Here is a 25115-nt window from a genome sequence, read left to right on the forward strand (position 1 = left end):
ATGACGTTGAATTCTTTACTGCACACCCTGATGCCTCGACGACCATTACGTGCATTCGTCGCGTGCCGATTATGCAAACCAATCGTGACACGCGGTGAATGCCTGAATCAGTTGAAATCGCTTTCGAGGAACGGCGCGCGCTTCACGGCCTGATCGAGCGTCACCAGCGTCTCGAGCAGATCGGCCATGCGATGCAAGGGCACCGCGTTCGGACCGTCCGATTTGGCCTGCGCCGGATTCGGGTGCGTTTCCATAAACAGGCCGGACACGCCCACCGCCACGGCGGCACGCGCCAGCACCGGCACGAATTCGCGCTGACCGCCCGAGCTCGTGCCCTGCCCGCCCGGCAACTGCACCGAGTGGGTGGCGTCGAACACAACCGGCGCGTTGGTTTCGCGCATGATCGCAAGCGATCGCATGTCCGACACCAGGTTGTTATAACCGAACGACACACCACGCTCGCACGCCATGAAGCGGTCTTCCGTGAGACCGGCTTCACGCGCCGCATCACGCGCCTTGTCGATCACGTTCTTCATGTCGTGCGGTGCGAGAAACTGGCCTTTCTTGATGTTGACCGGTTTGCCCGAACGTGCGCAAGCTTGAATGAAGTCAGTTTGACGGCATAGGAACGCAGGCGTTTGCAGGACGTCGACCACTGACGCAACCTGCTCGATCTCGTGCTCCGCGTGCACGTCGGTCAGCACCGGCAAACCAAGCTGGCGCTTTACTTCCGACAGGATGCGCAAACCTTCGTCCATACCCAGACCGCGAAACGACTTGCCGCTGCTGCGGTTGGCTTTGTCGTACGACGATTTGTAGATGAACGGAATGTTCAGCTTCGCGCAGATTTCTTTCAGCCGGCCTGCCGTGTCGATCGTCATCTGTTCCGATTCGACAACACAGGTGCCCGCGATCAGGAAAAACGGCTTGTCGAGCCCGATTTCGAAATCGCCCAGCTTCATGCTTTCTCCCCGACTTCCGTCGCCGTGCGCGGCCGCTGATGTGCGAGCGCCGCTTCGACGAACGACTTGAACAGCGGATGGCCGTCACGCGGCGTGGACGTGAATTCCGGGTGGAACTGCACGCCGACGAACCACGGGTGCATGCTGCGCGGCAATTCCATCATTTCCGGCAGATCTTCACTCGGGGTACGGGCGCTGATGATAAGGCCACCGGCTTCGAGCTGGGGCACGAAGCGGTTATTCACTTCATAACGGTGGCGATGGCGTTCGTTCACATCCTTGCCATAGATCTCTTCGGCCATCGTGCCGGGTTTGATCGGGCAACGTTGCGAACCGAGGCGCATCGTGCCGCCCAGATCCGATTCTTCGGTACGCTTCTCGACCTTGCCTTCGCGGTCGTACCATTCGGTGATCAGCGCAACCACGCGGTTCTCGGTTTCCTGATCGAACTCGGTGCTGTTCGCCCCTTTCAGGCCGACCACGTCGCGGGCGAATTCGATCACGGCCAGTTGCATGCCGAGGCAGATGCCGAGATACGGCACCTTCGCTTCACGTGCATAGCGGATCGCGGCAATCTTGCCTTCGGTGCCGCGACGGCCGAAGCCTCCCGGCACGAGCACCGCATCCAGATGCTTGAGGCTCTCGACGCCTTGCGTCTCGATCTCTTCCGAATCGATGTACTCGATGTTGACCTTGGTCGACGTATGCATCGACGCATGGCGCAGCGCTTCGATCAGCGACTTGTACGACTCCGTCAGGTCGACATACTTGCCGACCATGCCGATCGTGACTTCGTGCTTCGGATGCTCGAGTTTTTCGACGAGATTCGCCCACATCGACAGATCGGCCGCCTGCGGCGCGAGCTTGAGCTCTTCGCAGATGATTGCGTCCAGACCCTGATCGTGCAGCATCTGCGGAATCTTGTAGATGCTGTCGGCGTCCCACACGGAAATCACCGCGTCTTCCGGCACGTTCGAGAACATCGAAATCTTTGCGCGCTCGTCGTCCGGAATACGGCGGTCGGCGCGGCACAGCAGCACGTGCGGCGAGATACCGATTTCACGCAACTTCTGCACGCTGTGCTGGGTGGGCTTGGTTTTCAGCTCGCCCGCGGTCGCGACCCAGGGCACCAGCGTAAGGTGCACGAAGCACGCGCTGTTGCGGCCCATGCGCAGGCTCATCTGGCGCGCGGCCTCGAGGAACGGCAACGATTCGATGTCGCCCACGGTGCCGCCCACTTCGACGATGGCGACGTCCGGCTCACCGCACGTCGCGGAGGCCGCGCCGCGTTCGATGAACGCCTGGATTTCGTTGGTGATGTGCGGGATGACCTGCACCGTCTTGCCGAGATAATCGCCGCGGCGTTCCTTGCGGATCACCGATTCGTAAATCTGGCCCGTGGTGAAATTGTTGGCCTTGCGCATCTTCGTGCTGATGAAGCGCTCATAGTGGCCAAGGTCGAGGTCAGTCTCCGCTCCGTCTTCCGTTACGAACACTTCGCCGTGTTGAAACGGGCTCATCGTGCCGGGGTCGACGTTGATGTAGGGATCGAGCTTGAGGAGGGTGACTCTAAGACCGCGCGATTCGAGGATCGCGGCGAGGGAAGCGGCGGCAATACCCTTGCCGAGGGAAGATACTACGCCGCCGGTGACGAAAACATATTTGGTCATCGCTGGATGCTCGCGGGAAAAACGGATTATACCGTAAAGCAGGGTCTCAACCCAGCGAAATCCTGGCGACATCTGCACGAAAGTATGCTGCGGCGATGGCAATCGCCATTCGCCGGTCATGCACCGTTTTTGCGGCGCTGGCCAGACGCATGAGTGGGCCGCGCCGCCATCGCGGCTGCCGCTACACCTCTTGTGACGAGGCTGCCGCGCCAGTCAGCGTGGGCGCCGCCTCCCACGCGGCGTCCGCCATGACCTTAAGTCCGCCGCTCCAGTTCGTGCAACATGCGCTGCACGGCACGCGCGGTTTCGAGCGGTTTTTCCATTGGATACAAATGGCTGCCCTCGATCCATTCCACATGACCGCCGGTCGCGCGGCGAGTGGCGTCCAGCCCCGCCTGGCGCACTTCCTTTGAACGCGTGCCGGCGATGAACCCCACCGGCACCGGCGCGCCGCGCGCGAGGCGGGGCCCGAGCGTATGCGGCAAGGTCTTATAGATCTGATATTCGGTGCGTCGGTCGAATGCAAGCGAGCGGCCGCCGTCGGGCGCGCTTTGCGGAATGCCGAAGTCGATGTAGTCGGACAGCATGCGCTCGTCCCAACGCGCGAACGCCGGTTTCGAATGAAAGTGCCGCCACGCCTCGTCACGGCTTGCCCACTGCGTGCGGCGCGTGCGGGTGGCGGCCGCGGGCGACAGGCGTTCGTCGAGCCCGGTCCATTGCGACACCCGCAGCATGCTGCTGCGCCAACCGGCGACCACGGGCGAATCGAGCATCACCACGCCCCTCACCCACTGGGGCTTTTTCAGTGCCGCCATCAACGACAGATAGCCGCCAAGCGAATGGCCGACCAGCCACACCGGCTGCTCGTACGACCGGCCCACGTCGTCGAGCAACTGCTCGACCAGATGCGGCCAGTCCTGCGTAACCGGGTAACGCGCGTCGTGACCGATGCGCTCGATGGAGCGCAGTTCGTAGTCGTCGGCGAGTTCGGCGAAGATCGTCCGGTAGGTCGACGCCGGGAACCCGTTCGCATGCGAGAAGTGGATGATGTTTTTCAACTGCGGCATTCTCCGTTCTGTTTTGACGCGCGGGCCGCACGCCTGACTCTTCGTGCAGACTTTTGCCCGACGGCGCGTTTGCTCTCTCTGTTCAGCCGGCAATCCATCAGCGATCCATCCAGTAGCGGCGCTGCGTGTCGCGATAGCGCTCGATCGTCAAGGTGGCCGCGTTCAGACCCGGATCGACGGCCGGGTCGACTCCTGCGTCGACTAGTGCGTCGATTCCCGCGCCGGCCTCGGGCCCGATGCCCGGGTTGACGTCAACCCGCACCGCGCCGTCCACGTCGCTGCGCGCAAGCTCGATGTGCCGCGCCTTGTAACGCTCGAACACACCCGTGTTCGGATGATGAAATCGGTTGCGATAGCCTACCTGAAATAGCGCGATGAGCGGGTCGATAGAGTCGAGGAACGGCTCGGTCGACGAGGTCTTGCTCCCATGATGCGGCACGACCAGCACCTGGGCGCGCAATGCGTCGCGATCGCGCGCGAGCAGGATGCGTTCGACCGGCGCTTCGATGTCCGCCGCCAGCATGGCGGCCATGCGCGGCGCCACCGTTTGAACCCTGGCCGCGGCCGGACTCGTCACCGTGGCCAGGTTCGCGCGAGCCGGAATCGTACTCACCCGCAACACGCAGCAATGCGCATTCGGCTTGCCTTGCAGCGGCCCGGCGTCCGGCCAGAGCATCGCGAACTCGACGCCATCCCACTGCCAGCGCTGCCCCGCCGCACAGGGCAGCGTATCCGCGCCGCGCTGCCTTGCGTTCGACCACAAGGGATTCGCGGGCGCCAATGCCGCCACCATTTGACGTACTTCGATCGCATCCAGTACAGCCGGTGCGCCGCCCGAGTGGTCGGAATCGGCGTGGCTGATCACCAGCGTATCGAGCGCCGTGACGCCGTGTGCCTGCAAAAACGGCACCACGACCCTTTCACCCGCATGCGTCGATTCCGGTCCCGGTCCGGTATCGAACAGCAGCGTGTGATGCGCCGTCTCGACCAGCACCGAGGTGCCTTGACCGATATCCAGCGCCGTCAGGCGAAAGCTGCCATGCGGCGGCCCGGGCGGCGCCGGCATGAGCAGTGGCAGCCACGTGAGCGGCGCGGCCCAGCGCAGCGGCCAGCCACGCGGCGCCAGACACCAGACGACCCCGACCGCCGCCGCGGCGAGCGTCCACGCGTCGGGTTGCGGCAGCCGCCAGAGCATCCATGCCGGACCGGACAGCATCTGCAGGCCGGCGGCCAGCAGGTCGAGCAAGGTATGCGCGGCGCGCAAAGCGTAGGCATCGAATGGTGCGGGCAACGCGACGCCCGCCAATACGGCCGGCGTCACCAGCAGACTCACCCATGGAATCGCGAAGGCATTCGCGAGCGGGCCGATCAACGGAATCTGCGCGAACCAGTAGACGGTGAGCGGTGCAAGCGCGACGGTCACCGCGAACTGCACGTGGGCGGCGCTGCGCAACCGTTCACCCAAAGCACGAGCACGGCGGCGCACACCGGACCACAGACGCGTGAGCCTTGCCGGCGTCACGCCCCACTCGTCCTCTTCGTCGCGGCGCTGCTCGTGATCCTGCACGCGGGGCCGTCCCGACATCGCGAACAGAATCGCCGCCACCGCGCAGAACGACAGCCAGAATCCCGCCGCCACGACCGCCCACGGATCGATCAGCAGCACCAAACCCAACGCCCAGGCGAGCACCACCGATCGCGCGAGGTCGCGCCCGCTGACAAACGCGAGCGCCACCACACCCGCCATCCATAGCGCGCGCTGGGCGGGCACGTTGAAACCGGCCAACGCGGCATGCAGCCCCGCGAACAACGCGCCACCCGTCACCGCGACGACCTGCGCGGGTAACAGCAGCGGCCAGTTGCGGCCGACGAACCCCGAGCGCCGCCACACGGCGCCGGCGAGCCACGCCGCAAGACCCGCGACAAAGCCGATGTGCAAACCCGAAATCGCCACCAGATGACTGGTGCCCGTGCCACGCATCAGCAACCAGTCGGCCGCGCTGACTTCGTCCTGCGCGCCGATGGCGAGGGCCACCACGATGCCGCGGTGCGGTGCGTCGGCGAGCACGGTGTCGATGCGCGTACGCAACGCGTCGCGCCACCGATCGACCGTTACGCTGATACCGCGCGCGTTGCCAGGCAGGCGCACCGCGTGAGCCGGGACGCTCACATAGCCGGTGGCGCGTACATTGCGCGCCAGCAAACTGGCTTCGGCATCGCGAACGCCGAAGTTCGCGTTGCCATGCGGGCGTTTGAGCCGCACGGTCAGACGCCAGCGTGCGCCTGGTTCGAGCCGCGGCGCAGGCGCATCTTCCGCAATCCACGAGAGTTGAATCACGCGCGGGAATGTAGCGATCGGCGCCGCCGCCGACTCGACTTCGAAGAGGAAGCGCGCACCCTTGTCGTCGCGCGACGGCAGTCCTTTGATACTGCCGACTACGTCGATATCGCGTCCTTCCCAGGCGCCCGGCAAGCTCACCGCGAGGCGGGTTTCCGCGCGCCAGGCGGCGTAGCCAAAGCCCACGCATAAAGCCGCGATCCACACCGCGCCCCAGCCGATGCTTGAAGCACCACCGCCCCATTCGTCCGAATGACCGCGGCGCAATCCCCATACCGCAACAAGAAGTGCAACGCCCCCAAGCAGCCCCAACGCACACCAACCACTCCGATCCGGCAACGCCGCCTGCCGCTGCAGCCAGATCACTCCCAACGCAAACCCGCACCACCATGCCCGCATCCGCCCTCCGCGCCGTCCGCCTGCCAGACGCCGGACGGCGCAACACACAGCGAGCAGGCGTGAGCAAGCCCACCGGGCGTGTGTTCCGCCCGGCGCGAATCACTCAAACCAGCGCGTTCAATTATGCAGAGGAAAGTGCCAGCCGCGGCAGCGCGGCGAGCGCGTTAGCCGTTGTGCCTAGGGCGGCTTCGGCAGCGCTCATGCCGCGCAGTTGCGCGAGACCCGCGCCGATGGCCGGAATCTGCTCCGGCGAGTTGCGCTGTTTGTATATCCAGGAAGGGGCGATGTCCGGCGCGTCGGTCTCGACGACCAGCGCCTCGAACGGCAATTGCTCAGCAAGGCGACGGATTTGCCGCGCCCGCTCGAAGGTCAGATTGCCGCCGAAACCGAGATGCATGCCCTGGTCGATGTAGGCCTCAGCCTGTTGGAAACTACCGTTGAAGGCGTGCGCGATGCCGCGGTGAATCTGATGCCGCCGCAGCCCTTTGATCACCTGATCCTGAGATTTGCGCACGTGGCAAATCACCGGCAGATCGAACTCGCGCGCCAGTTGGAGTTGACCGTTGTAGAAGAACTGCTGGCGCGCATCGTCGAGACCTTCGACGAAATAGTCGAGCCCGATTTCGCCGATGCCGACAAATAGCGGATCGCCCAGACTCGCCTCGATTTCCATGCGCAGCAGGTCGAGATCGCCCTCCTGCGCACCCGGCGTGAAGAGCGGATGAATGCCGAGCGCATAGGCACCGCCGTCGATGCGGTGCGCCAGTTCACGCACTGTCGTGAAGTTCTCGCGGCCGATCGCGGGTATCACGATACGCGCTACCCCGGCTTGACGCGCAGCATTGGCGACTTCATCGCGGTCGGCGTTGAATTCGGATGCGTCGAGATGACAGTGCGTATCGATCCACATGGCGCGCCTCGTTAGCGACGGAGCATCACTCGCGCTTGCGCGCGGCGCTTAAACCGGCACAGGCGGCTCTTCGTGCAAGACGCCGTCCCGCAGCCGCATGATCCGGTCGCAACGTCCTGCCAGCTCGGGATCGTGCGTGACGATCACGAAGCTGGTGTCGAGCGTTTGCGACAGTTCGAGCATCAGATTGAACACGGTGTCGGCGGTGCCGCCGTCGAGATTGCCGGTGGGTTCGTCGGCGAGTACGCAAGCGGGTTTGGTCACCAGCGCCCGCGCAATGGCCACGCGCTGACGCTCGCCGCCCGACAGTTCACCCGGACGATGTTTGGCCCGATGCCCCATGCCGACCCGCTCCAGCACCGCGAGCGCCTCGCGTCGCGCGGCTTCGGTCGTCATGCGGCGAATCCGCAGCGGCATCGCGACATTGTCGAGCGCGGTGAACTCCGGCAGCAGATGGTGGAACTGATACACGAAACCGAGTGCGCGATTGCGCAGGTCGTTACGTTCACGCTCGGAAAGCTTCGTAAACGGCTTGCCCATCACTGAGACATGACCCGCGCTCGGATCGTCGAGGCCGCCGAGCACATGCAGCAACGTGCTCTTGCCAGACCCCGATGCGCCGACGATCGCCAGCTTTTCGCCGCGCCGCACGCTCAGTTGCGCATTGTTCAGCACATGCACATTGAGACCACCCTGCACGAACGACTTCGAAACGCCGGTTGCTTCCAGCACATAGGGATACAGCGCGGTATTTTGATCGGCCATGGATAGGCTGGTGGAACGGTCATTCATAGCGCAGTGCCTCCGCAGGACGGACTTTCGCACCACGCCAGCTCGGATAAAGGGTTGCCAGCGCCGACATCGCGAACGCAATGATGCCGATCCGCGCCACGTCGGCGGGAATCAGTTCGGACGGAAGTTCGCTGATGAAATACACGGACGGCGGCAGGAACTGCACGCCGAGCACATGCTCGATCATCGGCACGAGCCACGGAATGCTCCACGCGATCAGGCAGCCGAGCGCAACACCGGTCGCCGTGCCGATAAAGCCGATCGTCACGCCCTGCACCACGAAAATCTTCATGATCGAGCCGGGCTGCGCGCCGAGCGTGCGCAAAATCGCGATGTCCGCCTGCTTGTTGGTCACCGTCATCACCAGCGACGACACCAGATTGAACGCCGCCACCGCAATGATCAGCGTAAGGATGATGAACATCATGCGTTTTTCGATCTGCACCGCCGAGAACCAGGTCTTGTTCTGCTGGGTCCAGTCGCGGATGTACAAATCGCCGGACAGGCTGCGCGCCAGTTGATGCGCGACCTCCGGCGCCCGCTGCATGTCGGTCAGGCGCAGCCGCACGCCGGTCGGCGCGGACAGCCGGAACAGCGCCTCGGCGTCCTTGATGTTGATCAGCGCGAGGGTGCTGTCGTATTCGTAATGCCCGGACTCGAAGACACCCACCACCGTGAACTGTTTCAGCCGTGGCAGCATGCCGGCGGGCGTGATGGTGCCTTCGGGCGCCACCAGCGTGATCTTGTCGTTGACCGTTACGCCGAGATTGGTGGCGAGGTCCGCGCCCAGCACGATGCCGAAGTCACCCGGCACGAGGTCGGTCAGCTTGCCGCCCTTCATTTCCTTGCCGATATCGGACACTTCAGGCTCGAGCGACGGTTCGACGCCGCGCAACGCCACGCCGCTCACGGCGTCCTGGCGCGTGAGCAGTGCCTGCGCGTCGACGTACGGCGCCGCGCCGATCACTTCCTTGTTCTGGCGGGCTTCCTGGGCGGTCAACTGCCAGTTGGGCATCGAGCCGGTCGGCGAAAAAATTTCGACGTGCGCCAGCACCGACAACATGCGGTCGCGCACTTCTTTCTGGAAACCGTTCATCACGGACAACACGACGATCAGCGCCGCGACGCCGAGCGCGATGCCCGACATCGACACGAGCGCGATGAAGGAAATGAAGCCGTTGCCGGTCGTGCGTTTGCCGGCGCGGGTGTAGCGCCAGCCAATCTGCCATTCGTAGGGAAATTTCAAGCGAATCCTTTTCTGCGTTCTTCGTCTGCTCCCGGCCTTTTACCGCACACGACGGCGCCAACCTGCCACTGTCGCGCCTGTCATGCGGCCTGAGCGTCGTGATCATTGGTGTCGCGGCAACCCGGATGGTTCCGGTAAAACGTTCCGGTGCCGTCCGGCGCGCCTCCGGCGGACCCCGGCGCCACCGAGGCCAACGCCCCGTCGCTGCTGCTACTGCCGTCAATCAAGCGCGAAGTTTGCCATACAATGCCGCGCATTCGCGCAAAGGCCCTGCGCACGGGGCTCGCCGCCCCACTCCCTAACGCAGGTTGTAGCGGCTCCTCAGACCATTGATGAGTCCGGCGGCCTCGCTGACCGCCGTGTCTCGCAGTTCCGCGTCCTTACGGTCCCGATGCAGATGGGTGATATCCCAGTTGCAGCCGCCCTCGTCCTCGACAGTTTCGTGGAACCCGGTCGGAATCCAGCCGGCCGTGGCCGGATTGCCGTCGAGCGCTTTCACGACCAGTTCCAGCAGTTCCTGCTCGGTTTTCAGTTCACGCGACATGTCGGTCTCCGGCGTCATGGGCGCGGTGCCGCCGCGCTCGGCTGCTGCAGTCGGCGAGACTCGGGCGCGCTGCCCGAATCCGCCGATATGGTCTGAATACTCGCATTCTTTGCCCTACAATGCGCAGCATCATGCACGCCAACCGTCTTCATCTTCTCCTGCCCTTCGCGCTGCCCGCCGCAGCGGACGCCTCCACCGCCCTGCACGACATCCAGAGTCCGGCCCTCGACCGGCTGATCGCGCGCGCGACGCTGGTCGAACGGGTGATCGGCGAAGATTTTCAGCGCACGCTGCCGCACGAGCGCTGGGTGGCGCGCCAGTTCGGCGCTCTACCCAATGTTGCCAACGGCACGGCGGCCGCCGACGAAGCGCCGCTTGCCCCGTACATGCTGCGCGCCGACGGCGGCGACCCCGGCAGCGCCACCTGGGCCTGCGTGCAACCGGTGCATGTGCGCATTGCGCACGACCATCTGGTGCTGATCGACCCGGCCTCGCTCGAGCTGTCCGACGCCGAAGCCAGCGTGCTGCTGGCGGTCGCCCGCCCGCTGATCGAGGAACTCGGCGTGCGAATCGAAGCGCCCAGGCCCGCGCGCTGGTACTTGTCGGGAGATGGCTTCGGCACGCTCGCAGGGGCTTCGCCGTTGCGCGCAAGCGGCCGCAACATCGAAATCTGGCTGCCGCACGAGGCGCATTCCGGCGACCGCTCGCGCGCCTGGATGAAGTTGCAGAACGAAGTGCAGATGGCATGGTTCGAGCATCCGGTCAACGAAGCGCGCGAGGCGCGTGGCCTGCCGGCCGTCAATTCGATCTGGTTCCACGCCCAGGGCGCGGCGCAAGCCGTGAGAAGCCCGTTCGCGCGGGTCTTCTCCGACGCGGCCGCCACGCGCGGCCTTGCCATGGCCGCCGGCGTCGAGACGGGCCCCCCGCCGGAATCCTTCGCGGCGTTGACTACGCTCGCGACGGATCGCGCCACGGGCGGCGCGTCCGCCAACACGAATGCCGATGCCAACGGCGTCACGCTGGTCGAACTCGACCCGTTCTCCGCGCCCTACATCGAGCAGGATTGGGCACGCTGGAACGACGCCTTCGCCGCCTTGCAAACCGACTGGTTCGAACCGGCGCTGACCGCGCTGCAGTCAGGTCAGCTTGGCGAACTCGGCCTGACACTGTGCGGCGACACCGGCTCGGTGACGCTCACGGTCACGCGCGGCGACCTGCGCAAATTCTGGCGCCGGCGCGTGCTCGCCTCGCTGTTTATCGAATGACTTATCGAATGACTCATCGAATGATCCACGGCCTCTCCGAATGACTCGAATCGTTACGCGCGCCTGTTCTCCTGTCGACGCCGAAGTCCTCACCCGCCACGGCCTGCATCCAGTGCTCGCGCGCCTGTATGCCGCGCGCGGCGTGTGCATGCCCGATGAAATCGAAACCGGTCTGGCGCGGCTCGTGCCGCCTGCCGCGCTCAAGGGCTGCGAAGGCGCCGCCGCGCTGCTCGCCGACGCGATCCAGAACAGGCGCCGCATGCTGGTGGTCGCCGACTACGATTGCGACGGCGCCACCGCGTGCGCGGTCGCGGTACGCGGCCTGCGCATGTTCGGCGGGCAGATCGAGTATCTGGTTCCGAACCGCTTCGAGTACGGCTATGGCCTGACACCCGAAATCGTTGCGCTGGCTGCCCGCAGTGCGTCCGGCAAGCCGGAACTGCTGATTACGGTCGACAACGGGATCGCCAGCGTCGACGGCGTGGAAGCGGCCAATGCGCTCGGCATCGACGTGCTGGTCACCGACCACCACCTCCCCGGCGACGAACTGCCGGCTGCCCGGGCGATCGTCAATCCGAACCAGCCGGGCTGTACGTTCCCGAGCAAGTGCATCGCCGGTGTCGGCGTGATGTTTTACGTGCTGCTGGCGTTGCGCGCGGAATTGCGCCGCCGCGCCGCCTTCAGCGACGATTTCCCCGAGCCGCGTCTGGACGGCCTGCTCGATCTGGTCGCGCTCGGCACGGTGGCCGACGTGGTCAAACTCGACGGCAATAACCGCGTGCTGGTCGCGCAAGGTCTGCAGCGGATTCGCAAGGGGAAAATGCAGCCTGGCATTGCCGCCCTGTTTCGCGCCGCCGCCCGCGACGCCCGCAGCGCGTCGGGCTTCGACCTGGGCTTCGCGCTCGGGCCACGCCTGAATGCGGCCGGCCGGCTGTCGGACATGTCGCTCGGCATCGAGTGCCTGACCACCGACGACATCGGCCGCGCCTGGGATCTCGCGCAGCAGCTCGACACCATGAACCGCGAGCGTCGCGAAATCGAAGCCGGCATGCAGCAGCAGGCGCTCGAAGACCTCTCGGCGATCGATCCTGAGGGCGCGACCACCATCACGCTGTTCAATCCGGGCTGGCACCAGGGCGTGATCGGCATCGTCGCCGGACGGTTGAAGGAGAAATTCCATCGGCCGTCGTTCACGTTCGCGCTCGCCGACGACAGCGGCCAGCTCGTCAAAGGCTCGGGCCGTTCGATCTCGGGCTTCCATCTGCGTGACGCACTCGACCTGATCTCGAAGCGCGAGCCCGGCCTGATCGTCAAATTCGGCGGCCACGCGATGGCCGCGGGTCTGACGATGGCTGCCGCCGACGTGCCGCGCTTCACCGCCGCATTCGAGGCCGTGGGCCGCGCATGGCTCTCCGAAGAGGCGCTCTCGCGCACGGTCGAAACCGATGGTGAGCTCGAAGACGCCTACTTCACGCCGCAATTCGTCGAAATGCTCGACGCCGCCGTCTGGGGCCAGGGCTTCCCGGCACCGGTGTTTTCCGGCGAATTCGATATCGCCTCGCAGGCGCTGGTGAAGGACAAGCATCTGAAGCTGCAACTGCTGCGCGGCCGCCAGCGCTTTAACGCGATCTGGTTCAATCACACCGACACGCTACCCGCGCGCACCACCGTCGCCTACCGCCTCGCCAGCGATACGTGGAATGGCGTGTCGCGGGTGCAATTGATCGTCGAACACGCGGCGAGCTGAAGCGGCCACGGGGTAGCCGCGCGGGCGGCTCCCGGCTGCTTGGCGAGTGCTGCCTGAGTGCTGCCTGAGTGCTCCCTGGATGCAGCCGACGTTCTGCCCCCTGCGCGCAAAGCGTCAAAAATCACCGCAAAATCAACCCCAAACCCGCGCCGGATCGCTCACAAGGCTCCGGCGCGGGGCGCCGATCGGCTATAATTTCCCCTTTTTACGAAGCTATAAAAGATCGACATGGAAGCGGAACGTCTCAACGCGATCGAAGCCTCACTGGCGGACCTGCGCACGCGCGCGGACTCGCTACGGGGGTATCTTTGACTACGACGACAAAGCACTGCGTCTAATCGAAGTCAACCGGGAACTCGAAGACCCGGACGTCTGGAACGACTCGAAGCACGCCCAGGCCCTCGGCCGGGAAAAGAAGCTGCTCGACGATACCGTCGGCAAACTCACCTCGCTCGATAACGACTTGCGCGACGCGCAGGACCTGTTCGATATGGCCCGCGAAGAAGACGACGAGGAAACCCTCGTCGCCTGCGAATCCGACGCGCAAGGCATCGAACAACGCGTTGCCGACATGGAATTCCGCCGGATGTTCTCGAACCCGGCCGATCCGAACAATGCCTTCCTGGATATCCAGGCCGGCGCCGGCGGCACCGAAGCGTGCGACTGGGCGTCCATGCTGCTGCGCCAGTACCTGCGCTACTGCGAGCGCAAGGGCTTCAAGACCGAAGTACTGGAACAGACCGACGGCGACGTCGCGGGCATCAAGAACGCCACGATCAAGATCGAAGGCGAATACGCATACGGCTTTTTGCGTACCGAAACCGGCGTGCACCGTCTCGTGCGCAAGTCGCCGTTCGATTCGTCGGGCGGCCGTCATACGTCGTTCTCGTCGGTGTTCGTGTACCCGGAAATCGACGATTCGATCGAAGTCGACATCAATCCGGCCGATCTGCGCATCGACACGTACCGTGCGTCCGGCGCGGGCGGTCAGCACATCAACAAGACCGATTCGGCGGTGCGGATTACGCACATGCCATCGGGCATCGTCGTGCAGTGCCAGAACGACCGCTCGCAGCACCGCAACCGTGCCGAAGCCATGGCCATGCTCAAATCGCGCCTGTACGAAGCGGAAATCCGCAAGCGTCAGGAAGAGCAGGACAAGCTGGAAGCCGGCAAGACCGATGTGGGCTGGGGTCATCAGATCCGCTCGTACGTGCTGGACAACAGCCGTATCAAGGATTTGCGCACCAACGTCGAAATCAGCAATACCAAGAGCGTGCTCGACGGCGACCTCGATCCGTTCATCAGCGCCAGCCTGAAACAGGGCGTCTAAGCGCAACCGGCGCGGCATGCCTCACATCGCCGCGCCGACTCTTTGCATCTTTGTTTATAGCGCCTGAGGTTTTTTACTGACTGGCCACCCGCATGCGGACCATCCTGGTGCGGGCCACTGAATACCAGACCATCATGACCGAACCGACCCAGCCGACTGCGGCCCAGCCAAATGTCGTACCCGAGGTGGACGACAACAAGATCATGGCCGAACGCCGTGAAAAGCTGCGCGAACTGCGTGAGCAAGGCGTCGCCTATCCGAACGATTTCCGTCCCACTCACCATGCCGCCGATCTGCAAACGCAGTACGCCGAGACCGACAAGGAAGCACTCGAAGCCAATCCGCTCGAAGTCGCCATCGCCGGCCGCATGATGCTCAAGCGCGTGATGGGCAAGGCGAGCTTTGCGACCGTGCGCGACGGTTCGGGTCAGATCCAGTTCTTCATCACGCCCGCCGATGTCGGTCAGGAAACGTACGACGCCTTCAAGAAGTGGGACATGGGTGACATCGTCGCGGCGCGCGGCATGCTGTTCCGCACCAACAAGGGCGAGCTCTCGGTGCGCTGTACCGAACTGCGTTTGCTGTCGAAGTCGCTGCGTCCGCTGCCGGACAAGTTTCATGGTCTGTCGGACCAGGAAATGAAGTACCGCCAGCGCTATGTCGACCTGATCGTCACGCCGGAAACGCGCAAGACGTTCGTCGCGCGCACCAAGGCGATTTCGTCGATCCGCAAGTTCATGTCGGACGCCGAGTTCATGGAAGTCGAAACGCCGATGCTGCATCCGATTCCGGGCGGCGCGGCGGCCAAGCCGTTCACCACGCACCACAATGCGCTCGACATGCAAATGTTCCTGCGCATCGCGCCGGAACTGTATCTGAAGCGCCTCGTGGTCGGCGGCTTCGAGCGTGTGTTCGAGATCAACCGTAACTTCCGCAATGAGGGCGTGTCGGTACGCCACAATCCGGAATTCACGATGATCGAGTTCTACGCGGCGTACACCGATTACAAGTGGTTGATGGATTTCACCGAGCAGTTGATCCGCCAGGCGGCGATCGACGCGCTGGGCACCGCCACGATCAGCTACCAGGGCCGCGAACTGGATCTGGCCAAGCCCTTCCATCGCTTGACGATCAGCCAGGCGATCCAGAAGTACGCCCCGCAGTACACGGACGCGCAACTCACCGACGACGCCTTCCTGCGCACGGAACTGAAGAAGTTCGGTGTGGATGCGTCGAAGCCGCAATTCCTGAACGCAGGCGTGGGCGCGCTGCAACTGGCGCTGTTCGAAGAGACCGCCGAATCGCAGTTGTGGGAGCCGACCTACATCGTCGACTACCCGATCGAAGTGTCGCCGTTGGCGCGTGCCTCGGACAAATTCGACGGCATCACCGAGCGTTTCGAACTGTTCATCACGGGCCGTGAAATCGCCAACGGTTTCTCGGAGCTGAACGATCCGGAAGACCAGGCCGCCCGCTTCAAAAAGCAGGTCGACCAGAAAGACGCCGGCGACGAAGAAGCGATGTTCTACGACGCCGACTACATTCGCGCGCTGGAATACGGCATGCCGCCGGCCGGCGGTTGCGGCATCGGCATCGACCGTCTGGTGATGATGCTGACCGATAGCCCGAGCATTCGCGACGTCATTCTGTTCCCGCACCTGCGTCGCGAGGACTGATCGCCGCGTCGCTCGCGACAACGGCTTGCAAAACCAAAACGCCCGGCTCGATGCCGGGCGTTTTTGCTTGTAGCGCGTGAAAAACATCTCGCGGCACAACCTGACAGTTTGTAACCGTCGGTAAAAGGTGCGTATCCTCTACCAGACCGCGATTCTCCTGACTTGCCGCGGACCCGCAAGAAATCAGGCGCTCCGCCGCGCTGCGCGGACTTTGACGCGAATGAGCCGCGAGGATTGCCCGCAAATCGTTACAAATTGAAACCCTCCCGGGATCGATTTGCCCGACACTCAGTCTCAATAACAGTCGACTCTGCTCCAGACGGAGGCAAATATGGATAATCCAGATACCAAATCCACGCAACAACGTCGTCTTCACCCGCTTGTGGCAACCGCTGCGGGCGCAGTCATCATCGCCAGTCTCGTCGCGACCGCGGCCGTCACGGGGCTGTTCCCGAAGGCGTCGAGCACAGGCGCGCAAACAGATCAGAGCCAGGCCGCGCAAGTGACCACACAGCCTGGCGTGGTTGATTCGGCGGCACCGGCAAATATGGCTAACCAGCCGGGTGGCCAACAGCCGGCGGCTGCGCAACAAACCGCCCAGCAACCGGCGCCACAACCCGTGCCGCAACCTCAGCAGCCTCAGCAACAGCAGTACGCCCAGCAGCAGGCCCAGCCGGCTCCGCAATATCAGCAACAGCAGCCGTCGCAACCGGCGTACTGCTCGAGTTGCGGCACGGTGGCTGCGATCTCAGCGGTGCGTCAGGAAGGTCATGGCACCGGTATCGGCGCCGTCGGTGGCGCCGTGGCCGGCGGCGTGGTCGGTAATCAGTTCGGCGCCGGCAATGGCCGTGCCGCGATGACGATCCTCGGCGCGCTCGGCGGGGGCCTCGCCGGTAACTCGGTTGAAAAGCACATCCGCAGCACGACGTCGTATTCGGTGCGGGTGCGAATGGAAAACGGCAAGACGCGCTACTTCACCTATCACGAAGCGCCGCCGTTCCAGCAAGGCCAGCGCGTGCGGGTCGAAAACGGCTCGCTCGTCGCGGTCTGAAGGCTGGCTGCCTGACGATTTTCCAGGCGTTAAAAAAGGCGATTCCAATGGAATCGCCTTTTTCTTTGCTGCAGCGAAAGTGGACTCAATAATCCGCGTCTTCGATCCATGCGGCCTGAATCGCTTCAAGGATTTTTTCGTTCGACCGGTTAGGGTCGTCGTCGAACCCTTCCAGCTCGGTCACCCAGCGGTGCAAATCGGTGAAGCGCACCTGCTGCGGGTCGATACCCTGGTGCTTGTCAGTCAGGGCCATCGCGATGTCTTGCGTATCGGTCCACTTCATGGCTGCATCCTCCAGTTAGTGATTTTCCTTCGCGTGATTGATCGAGTAGCGCGGGATCTCGACGACCAGATCCTGCTCGGCCGGCACCATCGCCTGGCACGACAGACGCGAGGCCGGTTCGAGCCCCCACGCCTTGTCCAGCAGATCGTCCTCGTCTTCCTCGGACGGCGTCAAGGCGGCGAAACCCTCACGCACGATCACGTGGCAAGTCGTGCACGCGCAGGACTTCTCGCACGCGTGCTCGATTTCGATGCCGTGCTCGAGCAGACTGTCGCAGATGCTCTTGCCGGGCACGGCGTCGATCACCGCGCCTTCCGGGCACAGTTCGACGTGGGGCAGCACAACGATTTGAGGCATACATTTTCCGTTTGGGTCTGCGGCACGACGGCCGCAACCAGGCTCCGTGCCATTTTACTGACGCTGCGCGGACTTTTTTAAGTCTACGCGGCGCGCTTCATTGTTCATTGCCGGCTGGCGCGCATCGCGCGGCCACGCCGCAAACGCTTAGATCTCGTCGAGCTTACGGCCGGCCAGCGCGCGACGAATGCCCTTGTTCATGCGGCGGGCGGCGAATTCGTCGGTGCCTTCGGCAAGCGTTTTGGTCGCGGCTTCGATCGCGTCGGCGTCGTCGCTTTCGGCGATGTTGCGCAAAGCGACGAGCAGCGCGTCGAGTTCGGCGCGTTCGCTGTCGTCGAGCAATTCGGCGTCGGCGGCGAGCGCCGCGTCGGTGGCTTCCACCAGACGGCGCGCTTCCACTTGCGCCTCACGCAGTGCGCGCGCGCGCATATCGACTTCGGCGGTCGAAAAGCTCTCTTCGAGCATTCTGGCGATGTCGTCGTCAGCCAGACCGTAGGACGGCTTGACCACCACCGACGCTTCCACGCCCGAACCCTGCTCGCGCGCGAAGACCGACAGCAAGCCGTCCGCGTCGACCTGATACGTGACGCGAATCCGCGCCGCGCCAGCCGCCATCGGCGGAATGCCGCGCAACTCGAAACGCGCGAGCGAACGGCAATCGCTGACGAGCTCGCGCTCGCCTTGCACGACGTGGATCGCCATCGCCGTCTGGCCGTCCTTGAAGGTCGTGAAATCCTGCGCGCGAGCGACCGGGATCGTCGAATTGCGCGGGATGATCTTCTCGGTCAAACCGCCCATCGTTTCGACGCCGAGCGACAGCGGAATCACGTCGAGCAACAACCACTCGTCGCCGTCCGCGCCGCGATTGCCCGCGAGCAGATCGGCCTGGATCGCCGCGCCAAGCGCGACGACCTGATCCGGGTCCAGATTGATGAGCGGCGGCTGACCGAAGAACGACTCGACCGCGCGGCGGATCACCGGCATGCGCGTCGCGCCGCCCACCAGCACCACGCCCTTGACCTCTTTGGTCGTCACCCTGGCATCGCGCAGCGCTTTCTTCGTCGGCCCGAGCGTGCGTTGAACCAGCGCCTGAGTGATGGTCTCGAAAGTGGCCTCGTCGATCGTCAGATCGATCCGGGTGCCGTTCGAGAGTGTGGCCTGTACCTTTGCACCCGGCGCATCCGACAAAGCCTCCTTGGTCACGCGAACGCTGTCGAGCAGCAGGCGGACGTCTTCGGCGGCGAGCGTTTGCGGCGCGATACCCGCCTGCTCCAGCACGTAGCGATACAGGGCGTGGTCGAAATCGTCGCCGCCGAGCGCGGAATCGCCACCCGCCGCGAGCACTTCGAACACACCTTTAGTGAGCTTCAGAATCGACAGATCGAAGGTGCCGCCGCCGAGGTCGTAGACCGCGTAGAGGCCTTCGGAACCGTTATCAAGGCCGTAGGCGATCGCAGCCGCTGTCGGCTCGTTCAGGAGACGCAGCACGTTCAGGCCGGCCAGACGCGCGGCGTCTTTGGTTGCCTGACGCTGCGCTTCGTCGAAGTACGCGGGCACGGTAATGACCGCGCCGACCAGATCGTCGCCGAGCGTGTCTTCGGCACGCTGGCGCAGCGTCGCGAGAATTTCCGCGGACACTTCGACCGGGCTCTTCACACCGTCGACAGTACGGATCTGCACCATGCCGGGCGCGTCGACGAAATCGTACGGCGCGTTCTCGGCGCCCTCCACTTCCGCCTTGCCACGCCCCATGAAGCGCTTGACCGACACGATCGTGTTGCGCGGATCGGTTGCGGCTTCAGCCTTGGCCGTGCGGCCGATACGGCGGCCGCCCTTTTCCAGGTAACGCACCACCGACGGCAGCAGCGCATGGCCATCTTCGTCGGGCAGCACGTCGGGCACGCCGCTGCGTACGGCGGCGACGAGGGAGTTGGTGGTGCCAAGATCGATACCGACCGCCAGACGCCGCTGATGGGGCGCCGGCGCCATGCCGGGTTCGGAGATTTGCAGTAAGGCCATCTGGATCTTCTCGGAGCCGCCTGGGCCCCGTCCTGAATTTTCGCGTTGCTGGAGAGATTGCTACGACTGCTATCGCTGCGTATTCATGCGCGGCGCGGGCGCGCACCGGGACGCCGGACCATATTGGACCGCTAGTTCTCGAGCCGCTCGATCTGCGTGTCGATTTCCGACGCCACCCGCTCGATGAACATCAACTGCCGCACCGCCTCGCCCGCGGCCTGATTCGCGCCGCTGTCGAGCAACGCGCCGAGCTTGTCGAAGCGCATGCGCTCTTCGTCGCGCAGCTCGGTCAGCAGGGCGTCGAGCGCGTCGACGTTCTTCGCCGCGGCCGCGTCTTCAATGCCTTCGCGCCACTCCATCTGCTGCATCAGGAACGCCGGCTCCATCGCCGTGTTGTTGTGAGCGCCAACGTCAATGCCGCGCAGGTGCAACAGGTAGGTCGCGCGCTTCAACGGATCGCGCAGCGTCTGATACGCCTCGTTGGTACGCGTCGCCCATTGCATCGCGATGCGCTTTTGCGCGTCGCCGGCCGCCGCGAAGCGGTCCGGATGCACTTGTGCCTGCACCGTGCGGTAGGCGTGATCGAGTACCGGTGCGTCGAGCGCGAATTGCGCCGGCAGATCGAACAGGTCGAAGTGGCTGTCGTTCAGCGAGGCCATCGGATAAAAAGAGTCCGTTCAGGAAAGCGCACCGGAGTGCAGGCTAAAAACGCGGATCGAAATCGCAGTGAAGGTTCTGCGGTAAGGAACCACCGGATGCGCGGATGAAACTAAAAAGGCGGCCCGCGCCGCCTTTGATCCGCTGCACGCGGAATGAGCCGATCTACACGCGGAACGATTCGCCGCAACCGCACTCGTCCTTCACGTTCGGGTTGTTGAACTTGAAGCCCTCGTTCAATCCCTCGCGCGCAAAGTCGAGTTCGGTGCCGTCGATATAGGCGAGGCTCTTCGGGTCGACAATGATCTTCACGCCGTTGCAGTCGAACACTTCGTCTTCAGGCGCGAGTTCATCCACGTACTCGAGCTTGTAAGCCAAACCCGAGCAACCGGTGGTGCGCACGCCTACGCGCAGCCCGACACCCTTGCCGCGACGAGTCAGATACTTCTGGACGTGCTGTGCTGCCTTTTCGGTCAACGTAATTGCCATAGCGTTTCTCATTGCGCCGCGCGCGTTCGGCATTCATATGCCTACTGACACGCCGCTACCCTGTCTGCATCAAATATCGCTCACGCCGGACGGTGCATTTCTACCTGTACCGCCCGCTTCGACTCACTCAAACACGTTTACGCGTGTTGCTTGTCGCCTTCGACGACCGCTTCACCATGACGCTGCTTGTAATCGGCGACCGCTGCCTTGATCGCGTCTTCCGCGAGAATCGAGCAGTGGATCTTCACCGGCGGCAGCGCCAGTTCTTCGGCGATCTGCGTGTTCTTGATCGACATGGCCTGATCGAGCGTCTTGCCCTTCACCCATTCGGTGACGAGCGAACTCGACGCAATCGCCGAACCGCAGCCATACGTCTTGAACTTCGCGTCTTCAATGATGCCGTCCGCGCCCACGCGGATCTGCAGCTTCATTACGTCGCCGCATGCCGGCGCGCCGACCATGCCGGTGCCGACCGCATCGTCGTCCTTCGCGAAGGAACCGACGTTGCGCGGGTTTTCGTAGTGGTCCAGAACCTTGTCGCTATAAGCCATGATTACACTCCTTGATCCGTTTCAACCTGCAAATTGAGATTCGATAAATTCGACTTCGTCCAGACTGGCGCGTCAGTGCGCTGCCCACTGGATGGTCGAAATATCGATCCCGTCCTTGTGCATTTCCCACAGCGGCGACAAGTCGCGCAACTTCGAAATCTTGGTCTTCAGCAGGTTGATCACGTAATCGACATCCTGCTCGGTCGTGAAGCGGCCCACCGTGAAGCGGATCGAGCTATGCGCCAGCTCGTCGTTACGGCCGAGTGCGCGCAGCACGTACGACGGTTCCAGCGAAGCCGACGTACACGCCGAGCCCGACGACACCGCCACGTCCTTCACCGCCATGATCAGCGATTCGCCTTCGACGAAATTGAAGCTGATGTTCAGGTTATGCGGCACACGCTTTTCCATGTCGCCGTTCACATACGTTTCTTCCATGTCCTGCAGGCCGCGCAACAGACGATCGCGCAACATGCGGATGCGCTCGTTTTCCGTCGCCATTTCTTCACGTGCGATACGGAATGCTTCGCCCATGCCGACGATCTGGTGCGTAGCCAGCGTGCCCGAACGCATGCCGCGCTCGTGACCGCCGCCGTGCATCTGAGCCTCGATACGGATACGCGGCTTGCGGCGCACGTACAACGCGCCAATGCCCTTCGGACCGTACGTCTTGTGCGCCGAGAACGACATCAGGTCGACCTTCAGCTTTTGCAGATCGATCGCGATCTTGCCGGTGGCCTGCGCCGCGTCGACGTGGAAAATGATGCCCTTTTCACGGGTGATCTCGCCGATCGCCTCGATGTCCTGGACCACGCCGATCTCGTTGTTCACCGACATGACCGAGACCAGAATCGTGTCCGGGCGCAGCGCGGCCTTGAACTTTTCGAGGTCGATCAGGCCGTCGTCCTTCACGTCCAGATACGTGACTTCAAAGCCTTCGCGTTCGAGTTCGCGGCAGGTGTCGAGCACAGCCTTGTGCTCGGTCTTCACCGTGATGATGTGCTTACCCTTGCTCTTGTAGAAGTGCGCAGCACCCTTGATCGCGAGGTTGTCCGATTCCGTTGCGCCCGAGGTCCAGATGATTTCGCGCGGATCGGCATTCACCAGCGCAGCGACGTTCTCGCGCGCTTCTTCCACCGCACGTTCCGCATCCCAGCCATAGCTGTGGCTGCGCGATGCGGGGTTGCCGAACTGCTCACGCAGGTACGGAATCATCTTGTCCACCACACGCGGATCGATCGGCGTCGTCGCGCTGTAGTCCATGTAGATGGGCAGGTGGAGAGTGTCGTTGTTCATCAATTGCTCCGGGGACATCATTGCTCTGGCTTCTGGGTTCCTGATCAGGCTGCGGTGCGTTCTGATTGCCGCGCCTAGGAACCGGCCATGTTGAAAACTGAATTAGGCCCTTTCGGCACCGCGCGAGCGGGTTCGACCGCCGGCGCTTCATTGCGGCGATCGCGCAACACCGCCGGCGCACCTTCGCGCGAGCGCTGCTGATCGACCAGATCCTTCAGCGAGACCGAATCCAGATACTCGACCATTTTCTGGTTCAGGGTCGACCACAATTCGTGCGTCATGCAGTGGCCGTCGTGCTGTTTGGTACCCTCGCACGAGCCCTTGCCGCCGCATTGGGTGGCGTCGAGCGGCTCGTCGACAGCGATGATGATGTCGGCGACGGTCACGTCTTCAGCGCGGCGGGCCAGATTGTAGCCGCCGCCGGGTCCGCGCACGGATTCGACGATTTCGTGACGACGCAGCTTGCCAAACAGCTGCTCGAGATAAGACAGGGAGATATGTTGGCGCTGGCTGATACCCGCAAGCGTCACCGGGCCCTGCTCCTGGCGCAGTGCCAGGTCAATCATCGCCGTGACGGCGAAACGGCCTTTTGTGGTGAGTCTCATATGGTGTGGGAACCGCAATTCTCGACAAGTTTGGTCAAGTATAAATACATGAGTGAATTAGTCAAGTATCCCTATCGTGATTTGGGTCATTTGCTTAATTACTGAATAGGGCAGCCGACGCCGGCCGACCACCGCCACACTCATGCAATCAGTTGAGGGCGCAACGCCGCGATCAGCCCGCGGCAGGCCGCTTCGCATTGATCCAACACCTGCTCGAACCCTTCGGCGCCGCCGAAATAGGGATCGACCACTTCTCGCGCGCCGGCCCAGCGATCGTCCGCCTCAGACACGAACTCCATCAGCAGGCGGATTTTGTCACGCTGCTGCACAGGACAAACCTGGCGCAGCGCGGCGACGTTTTTGTCATCCATCGCGATCAGCAGATCGAAACGCTCGAAGTCGGCTGCCGCGATCTGCCGCCCACGCAAGGCAGCAAGCTCATAACCCCGTCGGCCTGCGGCAACTTGCGCGCGGTCGTCCGGCGGCTGGCCGATGTGCCAGTCGCCCGTGCCGGCCGAATCGATCAGAATCCGCTCCGCAAGCTTCGCCTCCCCGACCAGACGGCGCATCACGCCTTCCGCGGTCGGTGAACGGCAGATGTTCCCCAGGCAGACAAAGCAGATGGACACGGTTTTCATCAGAGGCAACCGGGCGCCAAGCGCCCGCAGATAGACAGTTAAGAAACGGTGGCGCGATTATACAAAGCCGCGCCAAATCGCGCCGGACGCGGCGCGCTCAGGACACTTCAGGACACTTCAGGACGCTTCAGCCAGCGGCATTGCCGTTACTGCGCGCATGGGTTTGGCCGGCAACGTCGCCGCGTTGTCGACCATGCCGTACGAGACGGCACGCGCCAGTTCGGCAGTCAGTTGATCGGCAGCAAGCGGCACTTGCGAAGAACGCATAGCGTTATCGCCGCCAATGTGCAGATAGGCTGCCGCGGCAAGCGGTACAACAATGGCAAGGGGCCAGTACACCGATATTATCTTTTTCATGATGCTGTTTCTCCGATTGGGGCTCGTACGCTCGTGACGCACTATGCCCAGTCGAAATCCTATAGGAATTCACAATCGGGAAAAACCCACAGGGACGAGATACAGCGTTGCTCTGGATGGAACAGTCCATGAACCCCATTAACCCGTTTGCCAGGCACAACGTCGGTGACATTGACGTGCGTCGTGGCATGAAAAAGAAATCCTTACAAACACATACAAAACTGGTGCGACGGTTGGTGATAATAGCTGTCTTACAGAAATGAAAACCTCGCACTGGCCCTTCAAATGAAACCTCTTGCTCCACTTGCCGGCCTGACAGTCGCTGTCGCATTGTTAGGCGGCTGCGCGGTCTATCCGGACGGCACGCCAATGGCCGGCAACGGCTATGGCGGCGGTTACAGCGACTATGGCAGTTACGACGGCTATGCCACGGGCGTGCCGGTTGTGCCGCAAACCAGCGTCTACATGGGCTACAGCAATTACTCGGGACCGGGTTACTACGACGGACCGGGCCGCTACTACGGGCCGGGACCCGGATATCGGGGCTACCCGGGCTATCCGGACCGGGGCCGGCCGAATAACGGCAACTATGGAAACAACGGAAACCGCGGAGACAACGGAAGCGGCGGCTGGCATGGCCAGCCAAACGGCGCTGGCCCACGCGGTGGGCCGCCGCCTCAAGGCGCGGTGGGTGGACCGAGAGGACCGAGTGGGTCTAACGCACCACGCCCGGGAGCAGGCGGCCCGCCGCCCGCTCCGCCACAGCAAGCAGGCAATGGCAATGGGCGCGGCAACGGGGGCAATGCGTCGGCGAGAGGCAATTACGGGCGCCAGCCGGGAATGTCGGACCACTGATCCGGCGA

General features: G+C 63.4%; 24 protein-coding genes. 6 read left to right on the plus strand and 18 right to left on the minus strand.

The annotated features are described in order from the left end of the window. Positions 1-107 precede the first annotated feature (107 nt). The 8 genes from kdsA to PQR67_RS03875 form a co-directional block, all read right to left on the minus strand. Positions 108-962, minus strand: coding sequence for a 3-deoxy-8-phosphooctulonate synthase (kdsA, locus tag PQR67_RS03840; RefSeq protein WP_408454635.1), 855 nt, complete (start codon positions 960-962; stop codon positions 108-110). Beyond that, on the minus strand, positions 959-2632 hold the full coding sequence (pyrG, locus tag PQR67_RS03845) for a CTP synthase (RefSeq protein ID WP_408454638.1): 1674 nt from the start codon (positions 2630-2632) through the stop codon (positions 959-961). The genes kdsA and pyrG overlap by 4 nt, the downstream gene beginning before the upstream one ends. 254 nt (positions 2633-2886) lie before the next feature. Continuing rightward, on the minus strand, positions 2887-3690 hold the full coding sequence (locus PQR67_RS03850; protein ID WP_408454641.1) for an alpha/beta fold hydrolase: 804 nt from the start codon (positions 3688-3690) through the stop codon (positions 2887-2889). Positions 3691-3796: 106 nt separating this feature from the next. Next, the gene (locus PQR67_RS03855; protein ID WP_408454644.1) at positions 3797-6436 is read right to left on the minus strand and encodes a DNA internalization-related competence protein ComEC/Rec2; all 2640 of its coding nucleotides are present in this window, start codon (positions 6434-6436) and stop codon (positions 3797-3799) included. 121 nt (positions 6437-6557) lie between these two features. After that, positions 6558-7346: a TatD family hydrolase gene (locus PQR67_RS03860; RefSeq protein ID WP_408454645.1), complete on the minus strand. Its 789-nt coding sequence runs from the start codon at positions 7344-7346 to the stop codon at positions 6558-6560. A gap of 48 nt (positions 7347-7394) precedes the next feature. Further along, on the minus strand, positions 7395-8138 hold the full coding sequence (gene lolD / locus PQR67_RS03865) for a lipoprotein-releasing ABC transporter ATP-binding protein LolD (protein WP_408454648.1): 744 nt from the start codon (positions 8136-8138) through the stop codon (positions 7395-7397). Further along, positions 8131-9384 (minus strand): lipoprotein-releasing ABC transporter permease subunit, encoded by a 1254-nt coding sequence (locus PQR67_RS03870; RefSeq protein ID WP_408454651.1) that lies wholly within the window; start codon positions 9382-9384, stop codon positions 8131-8133. Before PQR67_RS03870 ends, lolD begins: the two co-directional genes overlap by 8 nt. A 298-nt stretch (positions 9385-9682) precedes the next feature. Further along, a complete protein-coding gene (locus tag PQR67_RS03875; protein ID WP_408454654.1) occupies positions 9683-9928 on the minus strand; it encodes a hypothetical protein in 246 nt (81 codons plus the stop codon). 119 nt (positions 9929-10047) lie between these two features. Here PQR67_RS03875 and PQR67_RS03880 point away from each other — a divergent pair, with 119 nt between their 5' ends. The 5 genes from PQR67_RS03880 to PQR67_RS03900 all read left to right on the plus strand — a co-directional run bounded on the left by PQR67_RS03880 (position 10048) and on the right by PQR67_RS03900 (position 17000). Continuing rightward, positions 10048-11193 carry a regulator gene (locus PQR67_RS03880; protein WP_408454657.1) on the plus strand — a complete coding sequence of 382 codons (1146 nt, stop codon included), beginning with the start codon at positions 10048-10050 and terminating at the stop codon, positions 11191-11193. A gap of 40 nt (positions 11194-11233) precedes the next feature. Next, a complete protein-coding gene (gene recJ, locus PQR67_RS03885) occupies positions 11234-12940 on the plus strand; it encodes a single-stranded-DNA-specific exonuclease RecJ (protein ID WP_408454660.1) in 1707 nt (568 codons plus the stop codon). A 228-nt stretch (positions 12941-13168) separates the two neighbouring features. After that, a protein-coding gene (gene prfB / locus PQR67_RS03890) for a peptide chain release factor 2 (protein WP_408454663.1) occupies positions 13169-14273 on the plus strand; the annotation gives its coding sequence in 2 pieces (ribosomal slippage) (positions 13169-13249 and positions 13251-14273; 1104 coding nt in all). A 134-nt stretch (positions 14274-14407) separates the two neighbouring features. After that, positions 14408-15949, plus strand: a complete 1542-nt coding sequence (gene lysS / locus PQR67_RS03895) for a lysine--tRNA ligase (RefSeq protein ID WP_408454830.1) — start codon at positions 14408-14410, stop codon at positions 15947-15949. Between the two features lie 331 nt (positions 15950-16280). Next, on the plus strand, positions 16281-17000 hold the full coding sequence (locus tag PQR67_RS03900) for a glycine zipper 2TM domain-containing protein (RefSeq protein WP_408454666.1): 720 nt from the start codon (positions 16281-16283) through the stop codon (positions 16998-17000). A gap of 85 nt (positions 17001-17085) precedes the next feature. Here the strand turns inward: PQR67_RS03900 and iscX are convergent, their stop codons facing one another. From iscX to PQR67_RS03950, 10 genes are all read right to left on the minus strand, one after another. Then, positions 17086-17283, minus strand: coding sequence for a Fe-S cluster assembly protein IscX (gene iscX, locus PQR67_RS03905; protein WP_028199498.1), 198 nt, complete (start codon positions 17281-17283; stop codon positions 17086-17088). A gap of 15 nt (positions 17284-17298) precedes the next feature. Next, the gene (gene fdx / locus PQR67_RS03910; protein ID WP_097389705.1) at positions 17299-17640 is read right to left on the minus strand and encodes an ISC system 2Fe-2S type ferredoxin; all 342 of its coding nucleotides are present in this window, start codon (positions 17638-17640) and stop codon (positions 17299-17301) included. Positions 17641-17787: 147 nt separating this feature from the next. Further along, entirely contained in the window at positions 17788-19659 is a 1872-nt protein-coding gene (hscA, locus tag PQR67_RS03915; RefSeq protein ID WP_408454669.1) for a Fe-S protein assembly chaperone HscA, read from the minus strand. Positions 19660-19790: 131 nt separating this feature from the next. Next, complete coding sequence (gene hscB / locus PQR67_RS03920; RefSeq protein ID WP_408454672.1) at positions 19791-20318, minus strand: Fe-S protein assembly co-chaperone HscB; 528 nt, start codon at positions 20316-20318, stop codon at positions 19791-19793. Between the two features lie 163 nt (positions 20319-20481). Continuing rightward, complete coding sequence (gene iscA, locus PQR67_RS03925; RefSeq protein WP_028199494.1) at positions 20482-20805, minus strand: iron-sulfur cluster assembly protein IscA; 324 nt, start codon at positions 20803-20805, stop codon at positions 20482-20484. A 137-nt stretch (positions 20806-20942) separates the two neighbouring features. Beyond that, positions 20943-21356 carry a Fe-S cluster assembly scaffold IscU gene (iscU, locus tag PQR67_RS03930; RefSeq protein ID WP_028199493.1) on the minus strand — a complete coding sequence of 138 codons (414 nt, stop codon included), beginning with the start codon at positions 21354-21356 and terminating at the stop codon, positions 20943-20945. 72 nt (positions 21357-21428) lie between these two features. Next, a complete protein-coding gene (locus PQR67_RS03935; protein ID WP_408454675.1) occupies positions 21429-22652 on the minus strand; it encodes an IscS subfamily cysteine desulfurase in 1224 nt (407 codons plus the stop codon). Positions 22653-22726: 74 nt separating this feature from the next. Further along, positions 22727-23257, minus strand: coding sequence for a Fe-S cluster assembly transcriptional regulator IscR (iscR, locus tag PQR67_RS03940; protein WP_408454678.1), 531 nt, complete (start codon positions 23255-23257; stop codon positions 22727-22729). Between the two features lie 140 nt (positions 23258-23397). Continuing rightward, entirely contained in the window at positions 23398-23895 is a 498-nt protein-coding gene (locus PQR67_RS03945) for a low molecular weight protein-tyrosine-phosphatase (protein WP_408454681.1), read from the minus strand. A gap of 117 nt (positions 23896-24012) precedes the next feature. Next, the gene (locus tag PQR67_RS03950) at positions 24013-24252 is read right to left on the minus strand and encodes a hypothetical protein (protein WP_408454684.1); all 240 of its coding nucleotides are present in this window, start codon (positions 24250-24252) and stop codon (positions 24013-24015) included. 285 nt (positions 24253-24537) lie between these two features. Between PQR67_RS03950 and PQR67_RS03955 the strand changes: the two genes are divergently transcribed. Further along, positions 24538-25107 (plus strand): hypothetical protein, encoded by a 570-nt coding sequence (locus PQR67_RS03955; protein WP_408454687.1) that lies wholly within the window; start codon positions 24538-24540, stop codon positions 25105-25107. The last annotated feature ends 8 nt before the right edge of the window (positions 25108-25115 follow it).

Origin of the sequence: Paraburkholderia fungorum, from assembly GCF_046026025.1 — a bacterium.
Lineage (GTDB): Bacteria > Pseudomonadota > Gammaproteobacteria > Burkholderiales > Burkholderiaceae > Paraburkholderia > Paraburkholderia fungorum_E.